This window comes from Bacillales bacterium, from assembly GCA_035700025.1.
Taxonomy (GTDB): domain Bacteria; phylum Bacillota; class Bacilli; order Bacillales; family DASSOY01; genus DASSOY01.
The window spans coordinates 13608-33359 of the sequence record DASSOY010000070.1; the positions used below are offsets into that span (position 1 = coordinate 13608).

Annotated in this window: 20 protein-coding genes and 1 other annotated feature; all 20 genes read left to right on the plus strand. The window is 50.3% G+C overall.

From position 1 onward, the window contains the following. Positions 1-78 precede the first annotated feature (78 nt). Positions 79-738, plus strand: a complete 660-nt coding sequence (gene cysE / locus VFK44_11405) for a serine O-acetyltransferase (protein HET7628966.1) — start codon at positions 79-81, stop codon at positions 736-738. Next, positions 719-2110, plus strand: coding sequence for a cysteine--tRNA ligase (gene cysS, locus VFK44_11410; protein HET7628967.1), 1392 nt, complete (start codon positions 719-721; stop codon positions 2108-2110). The genes cysE and cysS overlap by 20 nt, the downstream gene beginning before the upstream one ends. Then, entirely contained in the window at positions 2107-2505 is a 399-nt protein-coding gene (locus tag VFK44_11415; GenBank protein HET7628968.1) for a ribonuclease III domain-containing protein, read from the plus strand. Before cysS ends, VFK44_11415 begins: the two co-directional genes overlap by 4 nt. After that, positions 2502-3245, plus strand: coding sequence for a 23S rRNA (guanosine(2251)-2'-O)-methyltransferase RlmB (gene rlmB, locus VFK44_11420; protein ID HET7628969.1), 744 nt, complete (start codon positions 2502-2504; stop codon positions 3243-3245). The genes VFK44_11415 and rlmB overlap by 4 nt, the downstream gene beginning before the upstream one ends. 3 nt (positions 3246-3248) lie before the next feature. After that, positions 3249-3758 carry an NYN domain-containing protein gene (locus VFK44_11425; GenBank protein HET7628970.1) on the plus strand — a complete coding sequence of 170 codons (510 nt, stop codon included), beginning with the start codon at positions 3249-3251 and terminating at the stop codon, positions 3756-3758. Between the two features lie 72 nt (positions 3759-3830). Beyond that, positions 3831-4490: an RNA polymerase sporulation sigma factor SigH gene (sigH, locus tag VFK44_11430; protein HET7628971.1), complete on the plus strand. Its 660-nt coding sequence runs from the start codon at positions 3831-3833 to the stop codon at positions 4488-4490. A 122-nt stretch (positions 4491-4612) separates the two neighbouring features. Beyond that, positions 4613-4765: a 50S ribosomal protein L33 gene (rpmG, locus tag VFK44_11435; GenBank protein ID HET7628972.1), complete on the plus strand. Its 153-nt coding sequence runs from the start codon at positions 4613-4615 to the stop codon at positions 4763-4765. A gap of 27 nt (positions 4766-4792) precedes the next feature. Beyond that, entirely contained in the window at positions 4793-4984 is a 192-nt protein-coding gene (gene secE / locus VFK44_11440; GenBank protein HET7628973.1) for a preprotein translocase subunit SecE, read from the plus strand. Between the two features lie 85 nt (positions 4985-5069). Beyond that, positions 5070-5606, plus strand: a complete 537-nt coding sequence (nusG, locus tag VFK44_11445) for a transcription termination/antitermination protein NusG (protein ID HET7628974.1) — start codon at positions 5070-5072, stop codon at positions 5604-5606. Positions 5607-5709: 103 nt separating this feature from the next. Then, positions 5710-6135: a 50S ribosomal protein L11 gene (gene rplK, locus VFK44_11450; GenBank protein HET7628975.1), complete on the plus strand. Its 426-nt coding sequence runs from the start codon at positions 5710-5712 to the stop codon at positions 6133-6135. A 79-nt stretch (positions 6136-6214) separates the two neighbouring features. Next, positions 6215-6910: a 50S ribosomal protein L1 gene (rplA, locus tag VFK44_11455; protein HET7628976.1), complete on the plus strand. Its 696-nt coding sequence runs from the start codon at positions 6215-6217 to the stop codon at positions 6908-6910. A gap of 55 nt (positions 6911-6965) precedes the next feature. Then, positions 6966-7099 (plus strand) — a sequence feature (ribosomal protein L10 leader region). 31 nt (positions 7100-7130) lie between these two features. Beyond that, entirely contained in the window at positions 7131-7631 is a 501-nt protein-coding gene (gene rplJ, locus VFK44_11460) for a 50S ribosomal protein L10 (protein ID HET7628977.1), read from the plus strand. Positions 7632-7702: 71 nt separating this feature from the next. Continuing rightward, positions 7703-8068 carry a 50S ribosomal protein L7/L12 gene (gene rplL, locus VFK44_11465; GenBank protein ID HET7628978.1) on the plus strand — a complete coding sequence of 122 codons (366 nt, stop codon included), beginning with the start codon at positions 7703-7705 and terminating at the stop codon, positions 8066-8068. A 73-nt stretch (positions 8069-8141) separates the two neighbouring features. Continuing rightward, entirely contained in the window at positions 8142-8741 is a 600-nt protein-coding gene (locus VFK44_11470; protein ID HET7628979.1) for a class I SAM-dependent methyltransferase, read from the plus strand. Between the two features lie 192 nt (positions 8742-8933). Continuing rightward, positions 8934-12479, plus strand: a complete 3546-nt coding sequence (rpoB, locus tag VFK44_11475; GenBank protein ID HET7628980.1) for a DNA-directed RNA polymerase subunit beta — start codon at positions 8934-8936, stop codon at positions 12477-12479. 34 nt (positions 12480-12513) lie between these two features. Further along, positions 12514-16149 carry a DNA-directed RNA polymerase subunit beta' gene (rpoC, locus tag VFK44_11480; GenBank protein HET7628981.1) on the plus strand — a complete coding sequence of 1212 codons (3636 nt, stop codon included), beginning with the start codon at positions 12514-12516 and terminating at the stop codon, positions 16147-16149. A gap of 112 nt (positions 16150-16261) precedes the next feature. After that, entirely contained in the window at positions 16262-16516 is a 255-nt protein-coding gene (locus VFK44_11485; GenBank protein ID HET7628982.1) for a 50S ribosomal protein L7ae-like protein, read from the plus strand. A 97-nt stretch (positions 16517-16613) separates the two neighbouring features. Next, positions 16614-17027 carry a 30S ribosomal protein S12 gene (rpsL, locus tag VFK44_11490; GenBank protein ID HET7628983.1) on the plus strand — a complete coding sequence of 138 codons (414 nt, stop codon included), beginning with the start codon at positions 16614-16616 and terminating at the stop codon, positions 17025-17027. Positions 17028-17072: 45 nt separating this feature from the next. Beyond that, positions 17073-17543: a 30S ribosomal protein S7 gene (gene rpsG / locus VFK44_11495; protein ID HET7628984.1), complete on the plus strand. Its 471-nt coding sequence runs from the start codon at positions 17073-17075 to the stop codon at positions 17541-17543. A 40-nt stretch (positions 17544-17583) separates the two neighbouring features. Next, positions 17584-19662 (plus strand): elongation factor G, encoded by a 2079-nt coding sequence (gene fusA, locus VFK44_11500; protein ID HET7628985.1) that lies wholly within the window; start codon positions 17584-17586, stop codon positions 19660-19662. Positions 19663-19752 lie beyond the last annotated feature (90 nt).

Genomic DNA, 19752 nt, shown 5'->3' on the forward strand with positions numbered 1-19752 from the left:
GCGCGACAATGCGGTTGATCCAAGGGATTGTTAAGGGCAACGAGACCACATGTTGTTTTGCTTCAGGAGGGAGCAAAGATGTTTAAGAAATTTCGAGAGGATATAGATGTTGTGTTTGATCAAGATCCGGCAGCACGCAATTACTTCGAGGTCATTTTTACTTATTCCGGCGTGCACGCCGTTTGGTCGCATCGATTCGCCCATTGGTTATGGCGACGGAAGCGGTTCTTTCTCGCCCGTTTGATTAGTCAAATTAGTCGTTTCTTCACCGGAATTGAGATCCACCCCGGGGCGAAGATCGGAAGCCGGTTTTTCATCGATCACGGCATGGGCGTCGTCATTGGCGAGACGTGCGAAATCGGCGACAATGTTACGATTTATCAAGGCGTCACCCTCGGCGGAACCGGCAAGGAAAAAGGCAAGCGTCACCCGACGATTGAGGACAACGTCCTTATTTCGACAGGAGCGAAAATTCTCGGCTCGATCACGATTGGGGCGAATTCAAAAGTCGGCGGAGGTTCGGTGGTGCTGGATGACGTTCCTCCAAACTCGACGGTAGTCGGCATTCCCGGCAGAGTCGTCAAGCAGGACGGAGTGCGCGTACGCAAAGACCTCGATCACCATTTCCCTGATCCGGTCGATGCGAAATGTGCGCAAATGGAAGAAGATATTCGCCGCCTGCAGCGTGAACTCGAACAGTTGAAGGGAGAGAAAAGTCGTGAGCATACGCGTTTATAATACGTTAACGCAGCAAAAGGAAACATTTCGGCCGCTTGAAGAAGGAAAAGTGAAAATGTATTTTTGCGGACCGACGGTATATAACTATATTCATATCGGAAACGCCCGCCCGGCCATTGTGTTCGACATGGTGCGCCGTTATTTACAGTACCGCGGATATGACGTGAATTTTGTGTCGAACTTTACAGATGTCGATGATAAAATTATCCGCGCAGCCGCGGAAGCCGGCGAGGAAGTGTTTGCGCTGACCGACCGGTTCATCGAGGCTTATCACAAGGACGTAGGTGCGCTCGGCGTCGAACAAGCGGATTTGCATCCGCGCGTGACGGAAACGATGGACGACATTATCACTTTCATCGAGAAACTCGAGCAGAAAGGATACGCTTACGCTTCCGGCGGCGACGTATATTTTCGCACGAGAAAATTCGATCAATACGGCAAGCTTTCCCATCAGGCAGTGGATGAGCTGCGCTCGGGCGCGCGCATCGAAATCGGGGAACATAAAGAAGATCCGCTTGATTTCACGCTTTGGAAAGCGGCGAAGGAAGGCGAAATTTCTTGGGAAAGTCCGTGGGGGAAAGGACGTCCCGGCTGGCATATCGAATGCTCGGCGATGGTGAAGAAATATTTAGGCGACACGATCGACATTCATGCCGGCGGCCAAGATTTAATTTTTCCCCATCACGAAAACGAAATCGCGCAATCGGAAGCTCTGAACGACGAACCGATGGCGAAATATTGGCTTCATAACGGCTACATCAACATCAATAATGAAAAAATGTCGAAATCGCTCGGGAACTTCGTGCTTGTCCACGATTTGATCAAAGAACGCGATCCTGAAGTGATCCGCTTTTTCATGTTGAGCGTTCATTACCGAAACCCGATCAACTTCAATGCCGAATTGATCGACAGCGCTGCACAAGGGCTGCAACGAATTCGTACGGCGGTCGCGAATGCCGCTGATCGTCTGCAAATGAGTACGGATCTAGGCGAACCGACAGATCGGTTTGACGGGTACAGGGATCGGTTTATCGCAGCCATGGATGACGACTTCAATACAGCAAACGCGATCGCGGTTCTGTTTGATCTCGCCAAGGAAACGAACGTTTATTTGCAAGAGGATAATAGTTCGAAACAAGTGCTGGAGGACATTCTCGCTTTGTTTGGCGAGGCGGAAACGGTGCTTGGAGTGCCGTTAAGGGAAGAGCAAGGCGTGCTTGATGAGGAAATTGAAACGCTCATCGAAAAGAGAGAGGCGGCCCGGAAGGATCGCGATTTTCAGTTGGCCGATCAAATACGCGACGACTTGAAAGCGCAAGGTGTTCTTTTGGAAGACACGCCGCAAGGAGTAAGGTGGCGAAGGCAGCCATGATCGATGTGAAACAAATGAACGCACTCACGCTTGCTTACATCGGCGATGCGGTGATCGAGCTGTACGTACGCAGACGCTTGCTTGAGCAAGGCTTGACAAAGCCGAACGATTTGCACCAGAGTGCCGTGCAATACGTGTCCGCCGAGGCGCAGGCGGACGTGCTGCATCGGTTGTTGGCCTCGGATTTGCTTGATGACGAGGAAACGGCGGTCGTGCGGCGGGGGCGCAATGCGAAATCGGCGACGATTCCGAAGAATACGGAGGTGCAAACGTACCGGTACGGTACGGCGTTCGAAGCGCTCATTGGCTATCACCATTTGAACGAAAACGAGGCGCGCGTCATGGAGATCGTCGACCGGATGTTTGCTTGGGTGGAAGCAGGTGATTTTCGTTGACGAGTGAATGGATCATCGGACGCAACCCGGTCCGTGAAGCGTTAAAAGCCGGGCGGGAAATCAATAAAATTTGGATGGCTGACCACGCGCGCGGTTCGATGCGGGCATTGCTTGGGCTTGCGAAAGAACAAGGCGTGTTCGTTCAGGTGGTTCCGAAGCAAAAGCTCGATCAGATGGCGGACGGCAAAAATCACCAAGGCGTAATTGCTTCTGTCGCGGCACACCGCTATGCGGAACTCGAAGACTTGTTTCGTCGAGCCGAAGAACGGGACGAGCCCCCTTTCTTCGTGCTTTTGGACGAGCTCGAAGACCCGCATAATCTCGGTGCCATCTTGCGTACGGCGGACGCGACGGGCGTGCACGGTGTGATCATTCCGAAGCGGCGTTCATCGGGGTTGACATCCGTTGTAGCAAAGACGTCTGCCGGGGCGATTGAATACGTTCCCGTCGTGCGCGTTACGAATCTCGCGCGAACGATGGATGCGTTGAAAAAAAGAGGGATTTGGTTCGCGGGTGCGGCCGGTGAGGCGGAACAGGATTACCGGGAGGCACCGTTGGACATGGCCATTGGTCTCGTCATCGGGAATGAGGGAAAAGGCGTCAGTCGGCTTGTGAAAGAAAAATGCGATTTCCTCGTACGGCTGCCGATGGCCGGCAAGGTGTCTTCGCTGAACGCTTCGGTTGCTGCGGCGCTGCTCATGTACGAGGTCTACAGGAAACGACGCCCTTCGGGAGTGTAGCCGGTGGATATTTTATTAGTTGACGGTTACAACATGATTGGGGCTTGGCCGGATTTGAAGAAACTGAAAGAAACCGATTTTGCGGCAGCCCGCGATTTGCTGATTGAGAAAATGGAAGAGTATCAAGCGATAACCGGATTCCGGGTGATCGTCGTCTTCGATGCCCATTCCGCTGCGGCGGGGTTGCGGCGGGAAGACGGCCGCTCCGTCGAAGTTATTTTTACAAGGCAAAATGAAACGGCCGATGAAAGAATCGAGAAGCTCGCGATTTCTTTGAAGAATGCGAACACGCAAGTTCACGTGGCGACTTCCGACGCGACCGAACAATGGGCGATCTTCGGGCAAGGGGCATTGCGGAAATCCGCCCGCGAGTTGTACAACGAAGTCTGCCGCATGGAAAGGCAAATTACCGCCAAATTAATCGAAGAGTGCCAAAAAAAACCATTCGGAAAAATAAACTTTCCTTCGAAAATCGCCGATATATTTGAAAAGTGGCGGCGCGAAGGCAAATAGACCCTTGACCGTGTCGAAAAATTTACTGTATAATATTGCTACTAGACTGCTACCAGGTTATGAGTCGGGGGGATGGTTGTGAGTTTTGACCTCAAGTTGAAGTCCCATGCTGTTATGTACGATACATTGGAAGACGAGCGTTTGGTCGATTGTGTGCATAAAGGCGATAACAAGGCCCTGGAATATTTAATTGATAAGTACAAGAATTTCGTGAAAGCGAAAGCGAGGTCGTATTTTCTCGTCGGAGCCGACAGGGAAGACATCATTCAAGAAGGCATGATCGGCCTGTTTAAAGCGATCCGCGATTTTCAAGACGATAAATTATCCTCGTTCAAGGCGTTTGCTGAACTTTGCATAACAAGGCAGATGATTACCGCGATCAAAACGGCGACCCGGCAAAAGCACATTCCTCTCAACTCTTATGTTTCGTTGGACAAGCCCATTTATGACGAAGATTCGGACCGCACGCTGCTCGACGTCATTTGCGGTTCAAAGGTGAGCGATCCGGAAGAAACAATCATTCATCAGGAAGAATTCGACAATATAGAGGGAAAAATGTCGGAAATTTTGAGCGATTTAGAACAAAATGTGCTCATGCTCTACTTGGATGGACGTTCCTACCAAGAAATCTCGGTAGATTTAAATCGTCACGTGAAATCAATTGATAATGCGCTGCAAAGAGTCAAACGGAAATTCGAACGATATTTGGAACTGAAGGAAGTCCGCATCTAAGCAGGGGAAACCCTGTTTTTTCTTTTTCGGCGACCGGGCCTTGCCTTCGCGTTGACACTGTTGCGAAGCGTGTGATAGAGTGGTAAAAGTGGTATTAGAGTGCGGACAAGCAGGTGAAACAGATGGCTAACAAGAACAAGGTCGCCTTGGCCTGTGCGGAATGCGGGAGAAGAAACTATTCATTCCCGAAAAGCCGTTCCCGGACGGAACGGGCAGAATGGAAGAAGTATTGCAAGTATTGCAAGTCTCATACGATTCATCGTGAAACTAAGTAAGCATTGGAAGCTGGAGGTACACTGAAGATGGCGAACCCAATTGAACGTTCGACGAGATTTATTCGTAATGTCCTCATCGAGTTGAAACGAGTGACATGGCCGACTCGCCGGCAACTCATTAGTTATACGGTCACCGTTTTGATTACGGTTACGTTTATAGCCGTTTTTTTTGCGTTAATCGATTTAGGCATTTCCAAACTGATTCGCGTCATTTTATAGCAATCGATTTCGGATAAGGTTAAATCGCCCCGCATAAGGTAACGATGGTAAGGCAAAAGCTTTGGGGAGGGAAAACCCAACACAAATGGAGAAAAATTGGTATGTCGTGCACACGTATTCAGGCTATGAAAATAAAGTGAAAACAAATTTAGAGAAACGCGTTGAATCGATGGGCATGACTGATAAAATTTTCCGCATCCTCGTCCCGGTCGAAGAAGAAACCGAGATGAAGAACGGAAAAAAGAAGTCTGCCATTAAAAAAGTGTTTCCCGGCTATGTCCTCGCTGAGATGGTGATGACAGACGATTCGTGGTATGTCGTTCGTAATACACCGGGCGTAACGGGATTCGTTGGTTCCACTGGTGCCGGCTCCAAGCCGACTCCGCTGCTTCCGGATGAGATCGACGGAATTTTGCGGCAAATGGGCATCAAAGAGAAGAAGAAAGTGGAAGTCGATTTCCAATTGAAGGAAAAAGTGAAAGTGAAAGAAGGACCGTTTGCCGATTTTGTAGGTTCGATCGAAGAAATCGATGCTGAAAAGCAAAAGCTGAAAGTGCATGTGAACATGTTCGGCCGGGAAACGCCGGTTGAATTGGAATTCGACCAAGTCGAGAAAGCTTGAAATTCTCGGGAAACGGTGATAGAATTTTAATGTTTGGTCGAAAGCCTCGCGTGGGAGGGACTTTCCCTGTGACCACATTTAAGGAAGTAAGGAGGTGTGTTTCGTGGCAAAGAAAGTCATCAAAGTCGTAAAGTTGCAAATACCGGCAGGTAAAGCGAACCCTGCGCCGCCAGTCGGTCCAGCGTTGGGTCAAGCCGGTGTCAATATCATGGGATTTTGTAAGGAGTTCAATGCGCGCACGCAAGATCAAGCGGGCATGATCATTCCCGTCGAAATCTCGGTATTCGAAGACCGTTCCTTTACGTTCATTACGAAAACGCCGCCCGCGGCCGTGCTTTTGAAGAAAGAAGCCGGCATTGAATCCGGGTCGGGCGAACCGAACCGCAACAAAGTGGCGACGTTGAAGCGTGACAAAGTCCGTGCGATTGCTGAGTTGAAAATGCCGGATTTGAATGCGGCAGACGTTGAAGCCGCGATGCGGATGGTGGAAGGAACCGCTCGCAGCATGGGCATTACGATTGAAGATTAATTTAATGGAAAATACATGAACCAACCTCTACTATTGTGGGAGGGCTTTTCCGTTAACCACGAAGGAGGATAGAACAGAAATGGCGAAAAAAGGAAAAAAGTATCAAGAAGCTTTGAAGTTGATCGACCCGGAAAAAGCTTACGATGTGAATGAGGCGATCGAACTCGTGAAAAAGACGGCGACCGCCAATTTCGATGAAACGGTGGAGGCGGCGATTCGTCTCGGCATCGACACGCGTAAGAATGACCAACAAGTTCGCGGTGCTGTAGTGCTTCCGAACGGAACCGGCAAGAAGGTTCGCGTGCTTGTCTTCGCTAAAGGAGACAAAGTGAAGGAAGCTGAAGAAGCCGGTGCTGATTACGTTGGCGATCAAGAGTACATCAACAAAATCAACCAAGGCTGGTTTGATTTTGACGTCGTCGTGGCGACGCCCGACATGATGGCCGAGGTCGGCAAGATCGGCCGTGTTCTCGGACCGAAAGGGCTTATGCCGAATCCGAAAACCGGAACGGTTACGCCGGATGTGGCCAAAGCCGTTAAAGAAATTAAAGCCGGTAAAGTTGAGTACCGCGCTGACCGTCAAGGGAATGTTCACGTTCCTGTCGGCAAAGTTTCTTTTGACGACGAAAAGCTTGCTGAGAATTTCCAAACGGTTGTCGATACGCTGATTAAAGCGAAACCGGCAGCATCAAAAGGGACGTATTTGAAAAACTTGTCCTTGTCTTCAACAATGGGACCCGGCGTTAAAGTCGACCGTGCCAACTTTGCACTTTAATCATCATTTGACAAGACGACTAGGCATGGTATACTAAGGGTTGCTTGAAAATGAAACGATCATAAACGATTTACCGTAGACAGCAGGTGCGCATGTGCGCTTAATTTCCTGCCGAGGTGATTTCATCCGACGAACCGTGGGATTGTTGCGCCTTCATGTCTACGCATGGAGGCGTTTTTTATCGGATGCATGCTGCGGTAGTTGTTGAGGAGGTGGAAAAATGGCCAACAAAGTCATTGAAAAGAAAAAACAGCTCGTTTCCGAGATTGCCGAAAAACTTCGCGAGAGCAAATCGACCGTTGTTGTCGATTATCGCGGATTGAACGTAGCGGAGATTACGGAATTGCGCAAGCAGCTTCGCGAAGCCGGAATCGATTTTAAAGTCTATAAAAATTCGATGGTGCGCCGGGCGACCGCTGAGACTGAATTGTCCGGTCTCGACGAGCAACTCGTCGGACCGACCGCGATTGCTTTCAGCAATGAGGATGTCGTCGCTCCTGCGAAAATCATCAACAACTTTGCCAAAGATCATAAGGCTTTGGAAATCAAATCCGGTGTGATCGAAGGTGAAGTTTCAAGCATCGAGCAAATCAAGGAACTTGCGGATCTTCCTTCGCGGGAAGGGCTTTTGTCCATGCTTTGCAGCGTGTTGCAAGCGCCGATTCGCAACTTTGCGTTGGCGACGAAAGCCGTTGCCGATCAAAAAGAAGAAAGTGCGTAAGTGTGAATTTCCGTGCCGTTTCGTAATCGGCGGCCAAACGATGAAACACCTATCATAAGGAGGAACATAAAATGACGAAAGAAGAAATGATCGACGCGATTAAAGAAATGTCGGTTTTGGAATTGAACGACCTTGTCAAGGCTATTGAAGAAGAATTCGGAGTAACTGCAGCTGCACCGGTTGCGGCACCAGGTGCCGGAGGCGGAGCCGAAGCGGCAGAAGAAAAATCGGAATTCGACGTTGTTCTTGCAGATGCAGGAAGCTCGAAAATCAAAGTTATCAAAGTCGTTCGCGAAATCACCGGTCTCGGTTTGAAAGACGCGAAAGCACTTGTCGACGGCGCACCGAAACCGGTTAAAGAAGGCGTCGCGAAAGAAGAAGCTGAAGAACTGAAAGGCAAACTTGAGGAAGTCGGTGCTTCCGTCGAACTTAAGTAGTCCGAACAAGAGATAAGAGGGGCTCGCTGAACTGGCGGGTCCTTTTCTAACCTGAAGAAAAGTGTGGGCAGTCATGGCGGATCATTATTTTACGAAACAACCGAATGCAAAAAGTCGCCCGAAAACGTGGGACGCCGTTTTGAAAGGCCGTCGGTTTCGATTCACTTCCGATGAAGGAGTGTTCGCAAAACACGGAATCGACCCCGGGACGGAATGGCTGATCGAGGCATTTGAAATGCCCGGTGCGGACGGTTCGATTCTTGATGTCGGTTGCGGCTACGGGCCGATCGGAATCTGCCTCGCGAAACAATATCCGGAACGCCGAATCGTGATGGTTGATATCAATGAAAGAGCCGTTGCACTGGCCGTCACCAACGCCAAGGCGAATGATGCCGGCAATGTTCTCGTGATGCAAAGCGACTTGTTTGCCGACGTTCCTGCCGAGCCCTTTGCTGCGATTGTTTCCAATCCTCCGATTCGCGCTGGAAAAAACGTCGTATACTGCTTGTTCGAATCGGCTTATGATCGGCTCGTCGACGGCGGTGAGCTTTGGATCGTGATTCGCAAACAGCAAGGAGCTGCGTCCGCGTTGAAGAAACTTCAGTCGGTCTTCAGGGAAACGAGCGTCATTTTCAAGAAAAAAGGATATGTTGTCATAAAAGCGGTTAAGTAAGTTGACTCGCTTTTCTTGATGTGCTATGATATTAAAATGCCACCGTTTCGATTGTTTGTCTTTTTTGCTGAGTGTAAAAAGACAACCGATTGGAAAGGCTTAAAGAATCGGCAACGGATAAAAGGAATATGTGGCATTCGCATGCCGCACTTTCTTTTTATTGTTAAATCGTGGATTCGAGGGGTGAATCAGTTGACAGGTCAACTAGTTCAATATGGGCGCCACCGCCAACGCAGAAGTTATGCACGAATTAACGAAGTTTTGGAACTGCCGAATTTGATCGAGATCCAAACTTCATCGTATCAGTGGTTTCTTGATGAGGGTTTGCGCGAAATGTTCCAGGACATTTCGCCGATTGAAGATTTTACCGGCAACCTCGTGTTAGAGTTTGTGGATTACAGTCTCGGTGAGCCGAAATATAGTGTCGATGAGTCGAAAGAACGTGACGTGACATATGCAGCACCGCTTCGCGTCAAAGTTCGTTTGATGAACAAGGAAACCGGCGAATTGAAAGAACAAGAGGTATTTATGGGAGATTTCCCGTTGATGACGGAATCGGGGACGTTTATCATAAACGGAGCCGAGAGGGTCATCGTATCACAGCTCGTTCGTTCGCCAAGCGTCTATTATAATGAAAAGTTCGACAAGAACGGGAAAAGAGGCCATACGGCCACCGTGATTCCAAACCGCGGAGCCTGGCTGGAGTTCGAGACGGACGCCAAAGACATTGCTTACGTCCGCATTGACCGTACAAGGAAAATTCCGATTACGGTGCTTTTGCGTGCGCTTGGGTTTGGTTCTGATCAAGAAATCATTGAATTGTTGGGAGAAAATGAGTTCCTTAACAACACATTGGAAAAAGACAATACCGAAGGGACCGAAAAGGCGCTTCTCGAAATCTACGAAAGGCTGCGCCCGGGTGAACCTCCGACCGTAGACAATGCAAAGAGTTTGCTCCAAACCCGCTTTTTTGATCCGAAGCGTTACGACTTAGCGAATGTCGGACGTTATAAAATCAACAAAAAGCTTCACATCAAACACCGTTTGTTTAACCAGAAACTTGCCGAAAACATCGTCGATCCGGAAACCGGCGAAGTCATTGCGGAAAAAGGGACGGTCCTGGACCGCCGCGCGCTTGACCGCGTGCTTCCGTACCTTGAAAAAGGAGCCTGTTACCGTGATTTTACCATGAGGGACGGCGTTGTGGAAGACCAATCCGTGTCCCTTCCGACCGTTTTGATTTATGATCCCAGTGATCCTGAGGGAGAAGCGGTTCTCCGCGTGATCGGAAACGGGCAAGTGGAACGCGGGATAAAGAACATTACGCCGGCAGACATGATCGCCGCCGTTAACTATTTCTTTAATCTTCTTCACGGCGTCGGTGAAATCGACGATATCGACCACCTTGGCAACCGCCGCCTGCGTTCCGTAGGTGAGTTGTTGCAAAATCAGTTTCGAATCGGCCTTTCCCGCATGGAACGCGTTGTGCGCGAGAGAATGTCGATTCAAGATGCGAATACCATTACGCCGCAAGCGTTGATCAATATTCGCCCTGTGATCGCTTCCATTAAAGAGTTTTTCGGAAGTTCGCAGCTGTCCCAATTTATGGATCAGACGAATCCGTTGGCGGAATTGACGCATAAACGCCGTTTGTCTGCACTTGGACCCGGCGGCTTGACGAGGGAACGTGCCGGCTTTGAAGTTCGTGATGTTCACTATTCCCACTACGGGCGGATGTGTCCGATCGAAACACCGGAAGGTCCGAACATCGGGCTGATCAACTCCTTGTCATCGTATGCGAAGGTAAACAAATTCGGGTTTATTGAAACGCCGTACCGCCGCGTCGATCCGGAAACCGGCAAGGTTACCGATCAAATCGACTATTTAACGGCAGACGAAGAGGATCATTACGTCGTCGCCCAGGCAAACGCGAAATTGACCGAAGACGGGTCGTTCGTCGATGAGCAGATCATCGCGCGTTTTCACAGCAACAACCTCGTCGTCAACCGCGATCGCATCGATTACATGGACGTTTCGCCGAAACAAGTTGTTTCCGCTGCGACTGCGTGCATTCCTTTTTTGGAAAACGATGACTCGAACCGTTCATTGATGGGTGCCAACATGCAACGGCAATCGGTGCCGCTTTTGATGCCGGAAGCACCGCTCGTCGGCACCGGAATGGAGCACGTTTCCGCGAAAGACTCAGGTGCTGCGGTGATCGCGAGAAACCGGGGCGTCGTTGAATACGTTTCAGCGAAAGAAATTCGCGTACGTAAATTGGAGGAAGTCGACGGGAAAGAAGTCAAGGGTGACTTAGAACCTCCTTACAAGCTGTTGAAATTTATTCGTTCCAACCAAGGAACGTGTTATAACCAGCGTCCGATCGTGAGGGAAGGGGACATTGTCGAAAAGGGCGAGATTCTTGCCGACGGTCCTTCAATGGAAGACGGCGAACTCGCGCTTGGAAGAAATGTTCTCGTCGGTTTCATGACCTGGGAAGGTTACAACTACGAGGACGCGATCATTATGAGTGAACGTCTCGTGAAAGATGATGTTTATACTTCCATTCATATAGAAGAATATGAATCGGAGGCTCGCGACACGAAGCTCGGACCGGAGGAAATCACGCGGGACATTCCGAACGTCGGAGAAGATGCTCTTAAGAATCTTGACGAACGCGGCATCATCCGCGTTGGCGCGGAAGTGAAAGACGGGGACATCCTTGTCGGCAAAGTGACGCCGAAAGGGGTTACCGAGCTTACGGCGGAAGAGCGTTTGCTTCATGCCATTTTCGGCGAGAAAGCTCGCGAAGTTCGCGACACCTCTTTACGCGTTCCGCACGGCGGAGACGGCATCATCCTCGATGTGAAAGTGTTCAACCGCGAGGACGGCGATGAGCTGCCTCCGGGCGTAAATCAGCTCGTCCGTGTCTACATCGTGCAAAAGCGCAAAATTCATGAAGGCGACAAAATGGCCGGCCGCCACGGAAACAAAGGTGTTATTTCCCGGATTCTTCCGGAAGAAGACATGCCTTATTTGCCTGACGGCACGCCGATCGACATCATGTTGAATCCGCTTGGGGTTCCGTCAAGGATGAACATCGGGCAAGTGCTCGAATTGCATCTCGGCATGGCCGCTCGTAAACTCGGCATTCACGTAGCAACGCCGGTATTCGACGGTGCGCGAGAAGAAGACGTTTGGGCGACGCTTGAAGAAGCCGGTCTTTCCAGAGACGGGAAAACGGTCCTCTATGACGGCCGGACGGGAGATCCTTTTGATAATCGGGTTTCCGTCGGCGTTATGTATATGATTAAGCTTGCTCACATGGTGGACGACAAGCTCCATGCCCGCTCAACCGGGCCTTATTCGCTCGTTACGCAGCAACCTCTCGGAGGAAAAGCGCAGTTCGGCGGACAAAGATTCGGAGAAATGGAGGTTTGGGCGCTCGAAGCTTATGGAGCCGCGTATACGCTCCAAGAAATTTTGACGGTCAAATCTGACGACGTCGTGGGACGCGTCAAAGCTTATGAATCCATTGTTAAAGGGGAAAACGTACCGGAACCCGGAGTGCCTGAATCGTTCAAGGTTTTGATTAAAGAATTGCAAAGCCTCGGCATGGACGTGAAAATTCTCTCAGGCGACGAGCAAGAAATCGAAATGCGTGAGCTCGATGACGAAGACGACACATCAACCGACAAATTCAATCTCAATTCGGAGAAAAAGGAAACGGTCAAATAAGGGATAACCCGAAACGAAAAGGGAGGTCGACCCCTTGTTGGATGTCAATAACTTTGAATTTATGAAAATCGGTCTGGCTTCGCCGAACAAAATCCGTTCATGGTCGCGCGGAGAAGTGAAGAAGCCTGAGACGATTAATTACCGGACGCTGAAACCGGAAAAAGACGGTCTGTTTTGCGAAAGAATCTTCGGCCCGACGAAAGACTGGGAGTGTCACTGCGGAAAATATAAACGCGTTCGCTACAAAGGCGTCGTTTGCGATCGCTGCGGCGTCGAAGTGACGCGGGCGAAAGTGCGCCGCGAGCGGATGGGGCATATCGAACTAGCTGCCCCTGTCTCTCACATTTGGTATTTTAAAGGAATTCCGAGCCGCATGGGGCTGGTCCTCGACATTTCCCCGCGCGCGCTTGAAGAGGTAATTTACTTTGCTTCTTACATCGTCACGGATCCCGGGAATACTCCGCTTGAGAAGAAGCAGCTGCTTTCCGAGAAGGAGTATCGCACGTATTACGAGAAATATGGACGGACGTTCTCAGCTCAAATGGGTGCCGAAGCGATTCGCAAACTGTTAAACGACATCGATCTTGATAAAGAATCCGAAGCGTTGCGTGAGGAATTGAAGACTGCTCAAGGTCAACGCCGCACGCGTGCTATCAAAAGACTTGAGGTACTCGAGGCTTTCCGTAATTCCACGAACGATCCGTCGTGGATGATCATGGAAGTTTTACCGGTCATTCCTCCGGAACTTCGTCCAATGGTTCAGCTCGACGGCGGACGTTTTGCGACTTCCGATTTGAATGACTTGTACCGCAGGGTCATCAACCGGAACAACCGCTTGAAGCGTTTGCTCGACCTCGGGGCACCGAGCATTATCGTGCAAAATGAAAAAAGGATGCTGCAGGAAGCTGTCGACGCGTTGATCGACAACGGCCGCCGCGGACGTCCGGTTACAGGACCGGGCAACCGTCCGTTGAAATCTCTTTCTCATATGTTGAAAGGGAAGCAAGGGCGTTTCCGTCAAAACTTGCTCGGTAAACGTGTGGACTACTCCGGTCGTTCCGTTATCGTCGTCGGCCCGAATTTGAAAATGTATCAATGCGGGTTGCCGAAAGAAATGGCGCTTGAATTGTTCAAGCCTTTCGTCATGAAGGAACTTGTGGCGCAAGGGATTTCCCATAACATCAAAAGTGCCAAGCGGAAAGTCGAGAAAGTCCACCCTGAGGTATGGGACGTTCTTGAAGAAGTGATTAAAGAACACCCGGTATTGCTGAACCGTGCACCGACCTTGCACCGCCTCGGCATTCAGGCGTTCGAGCCTATCCTCGTCGAAGGACGGGCGATTCGTCTTCACCCGCTCGTATGTACGGCATACAACGCCGACTTTGACGGTGACCAGATGGCTGTCCACGTGCCGTTGTCCGCCGAAGCGCAGGCGGAAGCTCGTTTGCTTATGCTTGCTGCGCAAAACATCTTGAATCCGAAGGACGGCAAACCGGTAGTTACGCCTTCCCAGGACATGGTTTTGGGCAACTACTATTTAACCTTGGAACGTAAAGGCGCCATTGGGGAAGGCTCAATTTTTAAAGATGCGGATGAGGCTTTGATTGCTTATCAGAGCGGTTATGTCCATCTTCATACGCGCATCGCCGTTCCGGTGTCATCCTTGGACAAAACTTCGTTTACCGAGGAACAACGCGACAAATTGCTGCTTACGACGGTTGGCAAGTTGATTTTTAACGAAATTATGCCGAAGTCGTTTCCGTATATCAACGAACCGACGAACTATAATCTCGAAGTGGCGACACCCGAGAAGTATTTCGTTTCGACGTCTACCGACGTGAAAAAGGAATTTGAAACCCGCGAGGAAATTCCTCCGTTCAAGAAAGGCATACTCGGTGACATCATCGCCGAAGTGTTCAAACGTTTCAAGATCACCGCTACATCGAAAATGTTGGACCGTATGAAAGACCTCGGGTTCCACTACTCGACAAAAGCGGGAATCACGATGGGCATCGCCGATGTGGTCGTCTTGCCCGAGAAACAAGAAATTCTTGAACAAGCGGAAGAGAAAGTCACGAAAGTGTTAAAGCAGTTCCGCAGAGGTTTGATCACCGAAGAGGAACGTTACGAACGCGTAATCTCGATCTGGAGTCAGGCGAAAGACACAATTCAAGACAAACTGATGCAATCGCTTGACAACCACAATCCGATTTTCATGATGAGTGATTCGGGTGCCCGCGGAAACGCATCGAACTTTACGCAATTGGCAGGCATGCGCGGACTCATGGCGAATCCGTCGGGACGAATCATCGAATTGCCGATTCGTTCGAGTTTCCGTGAGGGCTTAAGCGTGTTAGAGTACTTTATTTCTACGCACGGTGCTCGTAAGGGCCTTGCCGATACTGCGTTGAAAACAGCCGACTCGGGATATTTGACCCGCCGTCTTGTCGATGTCGCGCAAGATGTTATCGTTCGCGAAGACGATTGCGGCACTGATCGCGGATTAATGGTTGAACCGATCAAAGAAGGCAACGAAGTGATCGAAAATCTGTATGACCGTCTTGTCGGACGTACCATTTTCGAAACCGTTGTTCATCCGGATACCGGGGAAGTCATCATTGAGAAAAATGAGCTCGTGACCGAAGACCTCGCCAAAGCGATTGTCGACGCGGGCATTGAGCAAACGGTGATTCGGTCTGCGTTTACTTGCGATACGCGTCACGGCGTATGCAAGAAATGTTACGGACGGAACTTGGCGACAGGTTCCGAAGTCGAAGTCGGTGAATCGGTAGGCATTATTGCCGCGCAATCGATCGGGGAACCGGGCACGCAGCTGACCATGCGGACATTCCACACCGGAGGCGTTGCCGGAGACGACATTACGCAAGGTTTGCCGCGTGTGCAAGAGTTGTTTGAAGCACGCAATCCGAAAGGGCAGGCGCCGATTTCTGAAATCGATGGAAAAGTCGTCGATATCAGCGAGTTGAAAGACAAGCGGGAAGTGACAGTCCAAGGCGAGATCGAAACGCGTTCCTATACGATGCCGCTCGGCGCGCGCATGAAAGTGGCCGTCGGCGATGAAATCAAAGCGGGTCAGGAATTGACCGAAGGATCGATTGATCCGAAAGAATTGTTGAAAGTTACCGGCATCGAAGGTGTCGAAAATTACTTGCTTCGTGAGGTGCAAAAGGTTTATCGCATGCAAGGCGTCGAAATCGGCGATAAGCACGTGGAAGTGATGGTGCGGCAAATGCTGCGCAAGATTCGCGTGACGGAATCCGGAGATACCGACATCTTACCGGGATCACTGATCGACATTCACCACTTCAAAGACGAAAACAAGAGAGTATTGGTCAACGGCGGCAATCCGGCCAAAGGATTTCCGGTGTTGCTCGGAATCACGAAAGCGTCTCTCGAGACCGAATCGTTCTTGTCGGCCGCATCGTTCCAGGAAACGACGAGAGTGCTTACCGACGCGGCTATCAAAGGCAAGCGGGATGAGTTGCTCGGTTTGAAAGAGAACGTAATTATCGGCAAGCTCGTACCGGCTGGAACCGGAATGAACCGTTACCGCTCGATTGCGGTTAATTCGAAGAAAACGGAAGAAGCGCGGGCGGAGTCGGAAGAAGTCGACACCGGGGAAGCGGAGACGCTCGTCAGCCAAGAATAACGAATCCGGCACTGTGTAAAACCGCTTTTTTCAGTTGACAAGGGGGAGCACTCGATGATATGATATCGAAGTGCTTCCAGAATCCTTGTTGCTTTGGAGGATATGAAACCTAATGTCTTATGAAAAAGTAACACAGGCAAGTGGTGTCGTAGTCGGTACAAAACAGACTATTAAAGCCTTAAGGGCAGGAGAAATCAAAGAACTCGTCGTGGCTGATGATGCCGATGGGCATATACTCGACGAAGTTCTCGCGCTTGCACAACAAAACAACGTCCCTGTTTGCAGGGTCGATTCGATGGATAAACTCGGCAAAGCGTGCGGGATTGACGTCGGCGCTTCGGCGGTCGCGATCAAATTGAATGGTTAGCATCCTGCTTGTTTTAACGGCGGGTTTTCTTTTGCCCGCTTATGAACCACCTGGAACTGTGGGTTTAAAATCATAAGAGCAGAAAGGAGGAAACAACATGCCGACGATTAACCAATTAATCCGAAAAGGCCGGCAAACGAGAACGAAGAAATCGGACTCACCGGCTCTTAATAAAGGGTACAACAGCTTCAAGAAGGCGCAAACGAACGTGGCGTCTCCTCAAAAACGCGGTGTGTGCACGCGTGTGGGCACATTGACTCCGAAGAAACCGAACTCCGCGCTTCGCAAATACGCGCGTGTACGGTTGACCAACGGAATTGAAGTTACGGCATACATCCCCGGGATCGGACACAATTTGCAAGAACATAGTGTCGTCCTCATTCGCGGAGGACGTGTCAAAGACTTGCCTGGTGTGCGTTACCACATCGTACGCGGTGCACTTGACACTGCTGGTGTTCAGGACAGGAAGCAAGGCCGTTCCAAATACGGAACCAAGAAACCGAAAGAATAAATCGCATAATTCGTGCGGAATTGCAACGAGAAGGGAGGAAACAACATGCCTCGTAAAGGACCTGTGGCGCGTCGCGACGTATTGCCCGATCCGATTTACAAGTCGAAGTTGGTCACGCGTTTGATCAACCGCATCATGATCGACGGCAAACGCGGAAAAGCGCAAAAAATCTTGTATCGTGCTTTTGAAATCATCAAAGAACGGACGAACAAAGACCCGATGGACATCTTTGAACAAGCGTTGAAAAACGTCATGCCGGTGCTTGAAGTTAAAGCTCGCCGGGTAGGCGGAGCGAACTATCAAGTTCCCGTTGAAGTTCGCCCGGAACGCAGAACTTCCCTGGCTCTCCGGTGGTTGGTGAACTATTCCCGCCTTCGCGGAGAAAAGATGATGGAAGAGCGTTTGGCAAACGAAATAATCGATGCAGCAAACAACACCGGTCAGGCTGTGAAACGTCGCGAAGACAGCCACAGAATGGCCGAAGCCAACAAAGCGTTCGCGCATTACCGCTGGTAAACGGCGACGCTCGATATTTACACAGAAAGGAGAATAAAAAATGGCTAGAGACTTCTCCTTAAAAGAAACGCGTAACATCGGGATTATGGCGCATATTGATGCCGGTAAAACCACAGCCACTGAACGGATCTTGTTTTATTCCGGCCGGATTCATAAGATCGGCGAAACCCATGAAGGGGCTTCGCAGATGGACTGGATGGAGCAGGAACAGGAGCGTGGGATTACGATTACTTCCGCTGCCACAACGGCTCAATGGAAGGGACATCGCGTCAATATTATTGATACACCCGGTCACGTCGATTTCACGGTTGAAGTTGAACGTTCTTTACGCGTATTGGATGGCTCCGTAGCCGTGCTTGATGCGCAATCCGGCGTCGAACCGCAAACGGAAACGGTATGGCGTCAAGCAACGAACTATGGGGTTCCGCGAATCGTGTTCGTTAACAAGATGGACAAAATTGGCGCGGATTTCCTTTATTCCACCAAGACGCTTCATGAGCGACTCGGTGCGAACGCCCATCCGATACAGCTCCCGATCGGGGCCGAAGACGAGTTCGAAGGCATTATAGATCTCGTTGGAATGGAAGCCTATTACTATGAGGACGATCTCGGCACGAGGACGTCCGCAAAGGAAATCCCCGAGGAATACAAGGAGCAAGCGGAGGAATACCACGAAAAATTGATCGAAGCGCTCTCTGAGCTCGATGAAACGTTGATGGAGAAATATTTAGAGGGCGAAGAAATTTCGAAGGAAGAATTGAAGAACGCGATCCGGAAAGCGACATGTGACGTCGAATTTTATCCGGTTCTATGCGGTTCTGCCTTCAAAAACAAAGGCATTCAGCTCCTGCTTGACGCAGTGGTTGATTATCTGCCGTCGCCGATCGACGTTCCTCCGATCAAAGGTTTTCTTCCAGACAGCGAAGAGGAAGTTGAACGGAAAGCGGACGACAACGGGCCGTTTGCGGCTCTCGCCTTTAAAGTCATGACCGATCCGTATGTCGGTAAACTTACGTTTTTCCGTGTTTACTCAGGAACGGTCGATTCGGGATCGTATGTGCAAAACTCCACGAAAGGCAAGCGTGAACGCCTTGGACGAATTTTGCAAATGCATGCGAATTCTCGTGAAGAAATCAAAACGGTTTATTCCGGCGACATCGCCGCTGGTGTCGGATTGAAAGACACTTCGACCGGCGACACGCTTTGTGATGAAAAGAATCAAGTGATCCTCGAATCGATGGAATTCCCGGATCCGGTCATTTCGGTGGCAATTGAGCCGAAATCAAAAGCCGACCAGGACAAAATGTCCATCGCACTCGGTAAGCTTGCGGAAGAGGATCCGACTTTCAAAACCGAGACAAACGAGGAAACCGGTCAGACGATCATCTCCGGTATGGGCGAACTGCACTTGGATATCATTGTCGATCGCCTGCGTCGTGAATTCAAAGTGGACGCAAACGTCGGCGCCCCGCAGGTAGCCTATCGCGAAACGATTCGCCAGGCCGGCAAGGCGGAAGGCAAGTTCATTCGTCAATCCGGCGGACGCGGCCAATACGGTCACGTATGGATTGAATTCGAACCGCTCGAACGCGGTGAAGGCTTTGAATTCGTTAACAAAATTGTCGGCGGTGTCGTGCCGAGGGAATACATTCCTTCCGTTCAGGCTGGATTGGAAGATGCGTTGCAAAACGGTTTGTTAGCGGGTTATCCGTTGATTGATGTCAGAGCGACCCTGTATGACGGGTCCTACCACGATGTCGATTCGAGTGAAATGGCCTTTAAAATTGCGGCATCGATGGCGCTGAAAAAAGCGAAAACGATTTGTGATCCGGTCATTCTCGAACCGATGATGAAGGTCGAAGTCGTCGTTCCCGAAGAATACATGGGCGACATCATGGGTGACATCACCGGACGGCGCGGACGCGTCGAAGGGATGGAAAGCCGCGCCAACGCGCAGGTTGTCAAGGCCTTCGTTCCGCTTTCGGAAATGTTCGGTTACGCAACGACGCTGCGTTCCAGCACACAAGGCCGCGGTGTCTACACGATGCACTTTGATCACTATGAAGAAGTGCCGAAGAGTATCTCTGAAGAGATCATTAAGAAAGTTTCGGGAGAGTAGTTGTCCCGATCATGAAATTGTTGTAAGCTGAGGACGGCGAATCCGTGAGGAGGAACGGCCGCTCTCTGCTAAATAAAACATAATGCAAAT

What these genes read in the sequence shown, in the direction of transcription:
- cysE (HET7628966.1), top strand. Translation starts at nt 79, where the DNA reads ATGTTTAAGAAATTTCGAGAGGATATAGATGTTGTGTTTGATCAAGAT.
- VFK44_11415 (HET7628968.1), top strand. Translation starts at nt 2,107, where the DNA reads ATGATCGATGTGAAACAAATGAACGCACTCACGCTTGCTTACATCGGC.
- sigH (HET7628971.1), top strand. Translation starts at nt 3,831, where the DNA reads ATGGTTGTGAGTTTTGACCTCAAGTTGAAGTCCCATGCTGTTATGTAC.
- rpmG (HET7628972.1), top strand. Translation starts at nt 4,613, where the DNA reads ATGGCTAACAAGAACAAGGTCGCCTTGGCCTGTGCGGAATGCGGGAGA.
- secE (HET7628973.1), top strand. Translation starts at nt 4,793, where the DNA reads ATGGCGAACCCAATTGAACGTTCGACGAGATTTATTCGTAATGTCCTC.
- nusG (HET7628974.1), top strand. Translation starts at nt 5,070, where the DNA reads ATGGAGAAAAATTGGTATGTCGTGCACACGTATTCAGGCTATGAAAAT.
- rplA (HET7628976.1), top strand. Translation starts at nt 6,215, where the DNA reads ATGGCGAAAAAAGGAAAAAAGTATCAAGAAGCTTTGAAGTTGATCGAC.
- rplJ (HET7628977.1), top strand. Translation starts at nt 7,131, where the DNA reads ATGGCCAACAAAGTCATTGAAAAGAAAAAACAGCTCGTTTCCGAGATT.
- rplL (HET7628978.1), top strand. Translation starts at nt 7,703, where the DNA reads ATGACGAAAGAAGAAATGATCGACGCGATTAAAGAAATGTCGGTTTTG.
- VFK44_11470 (HET7628979.1), top strand. Translation starts at nt 8,142, where the DNA reads ATGGCGGATCATTATTTTACGAAACAACCGAATGCAAAAAGTCGCCCG.
- VFK44_11485 (HET7628982.1), top strand. Translation starts at nt 16,262, where the DNA reads ATGTCTTATGAAAAAGTAACACAGGCAAGTGGTGTCGTAGTCGGTACA.
- rpsL (HET7628983.1), top strand. Translation starts at nt 16,614, where the DNA reads ATGCCGACGATTAACCAATTAATCCGAAAAGGCCGGCAAACGAGAACG.
- rpsG (HET7628984.1), top strand. Translation starts at nt 17,073, where the DNA reads ATGCCTCGTAAAGGACCTGTGGCGCGTCGCGACGTATTGCCCGATCCG.
- fusA (HET7628985.1), top strand. Translation starts at nt 17,584, where the DNA reads ATGGCTAGAGACTTCTCCTTAAAAGAAACGCGTAACATCGGGATTATG.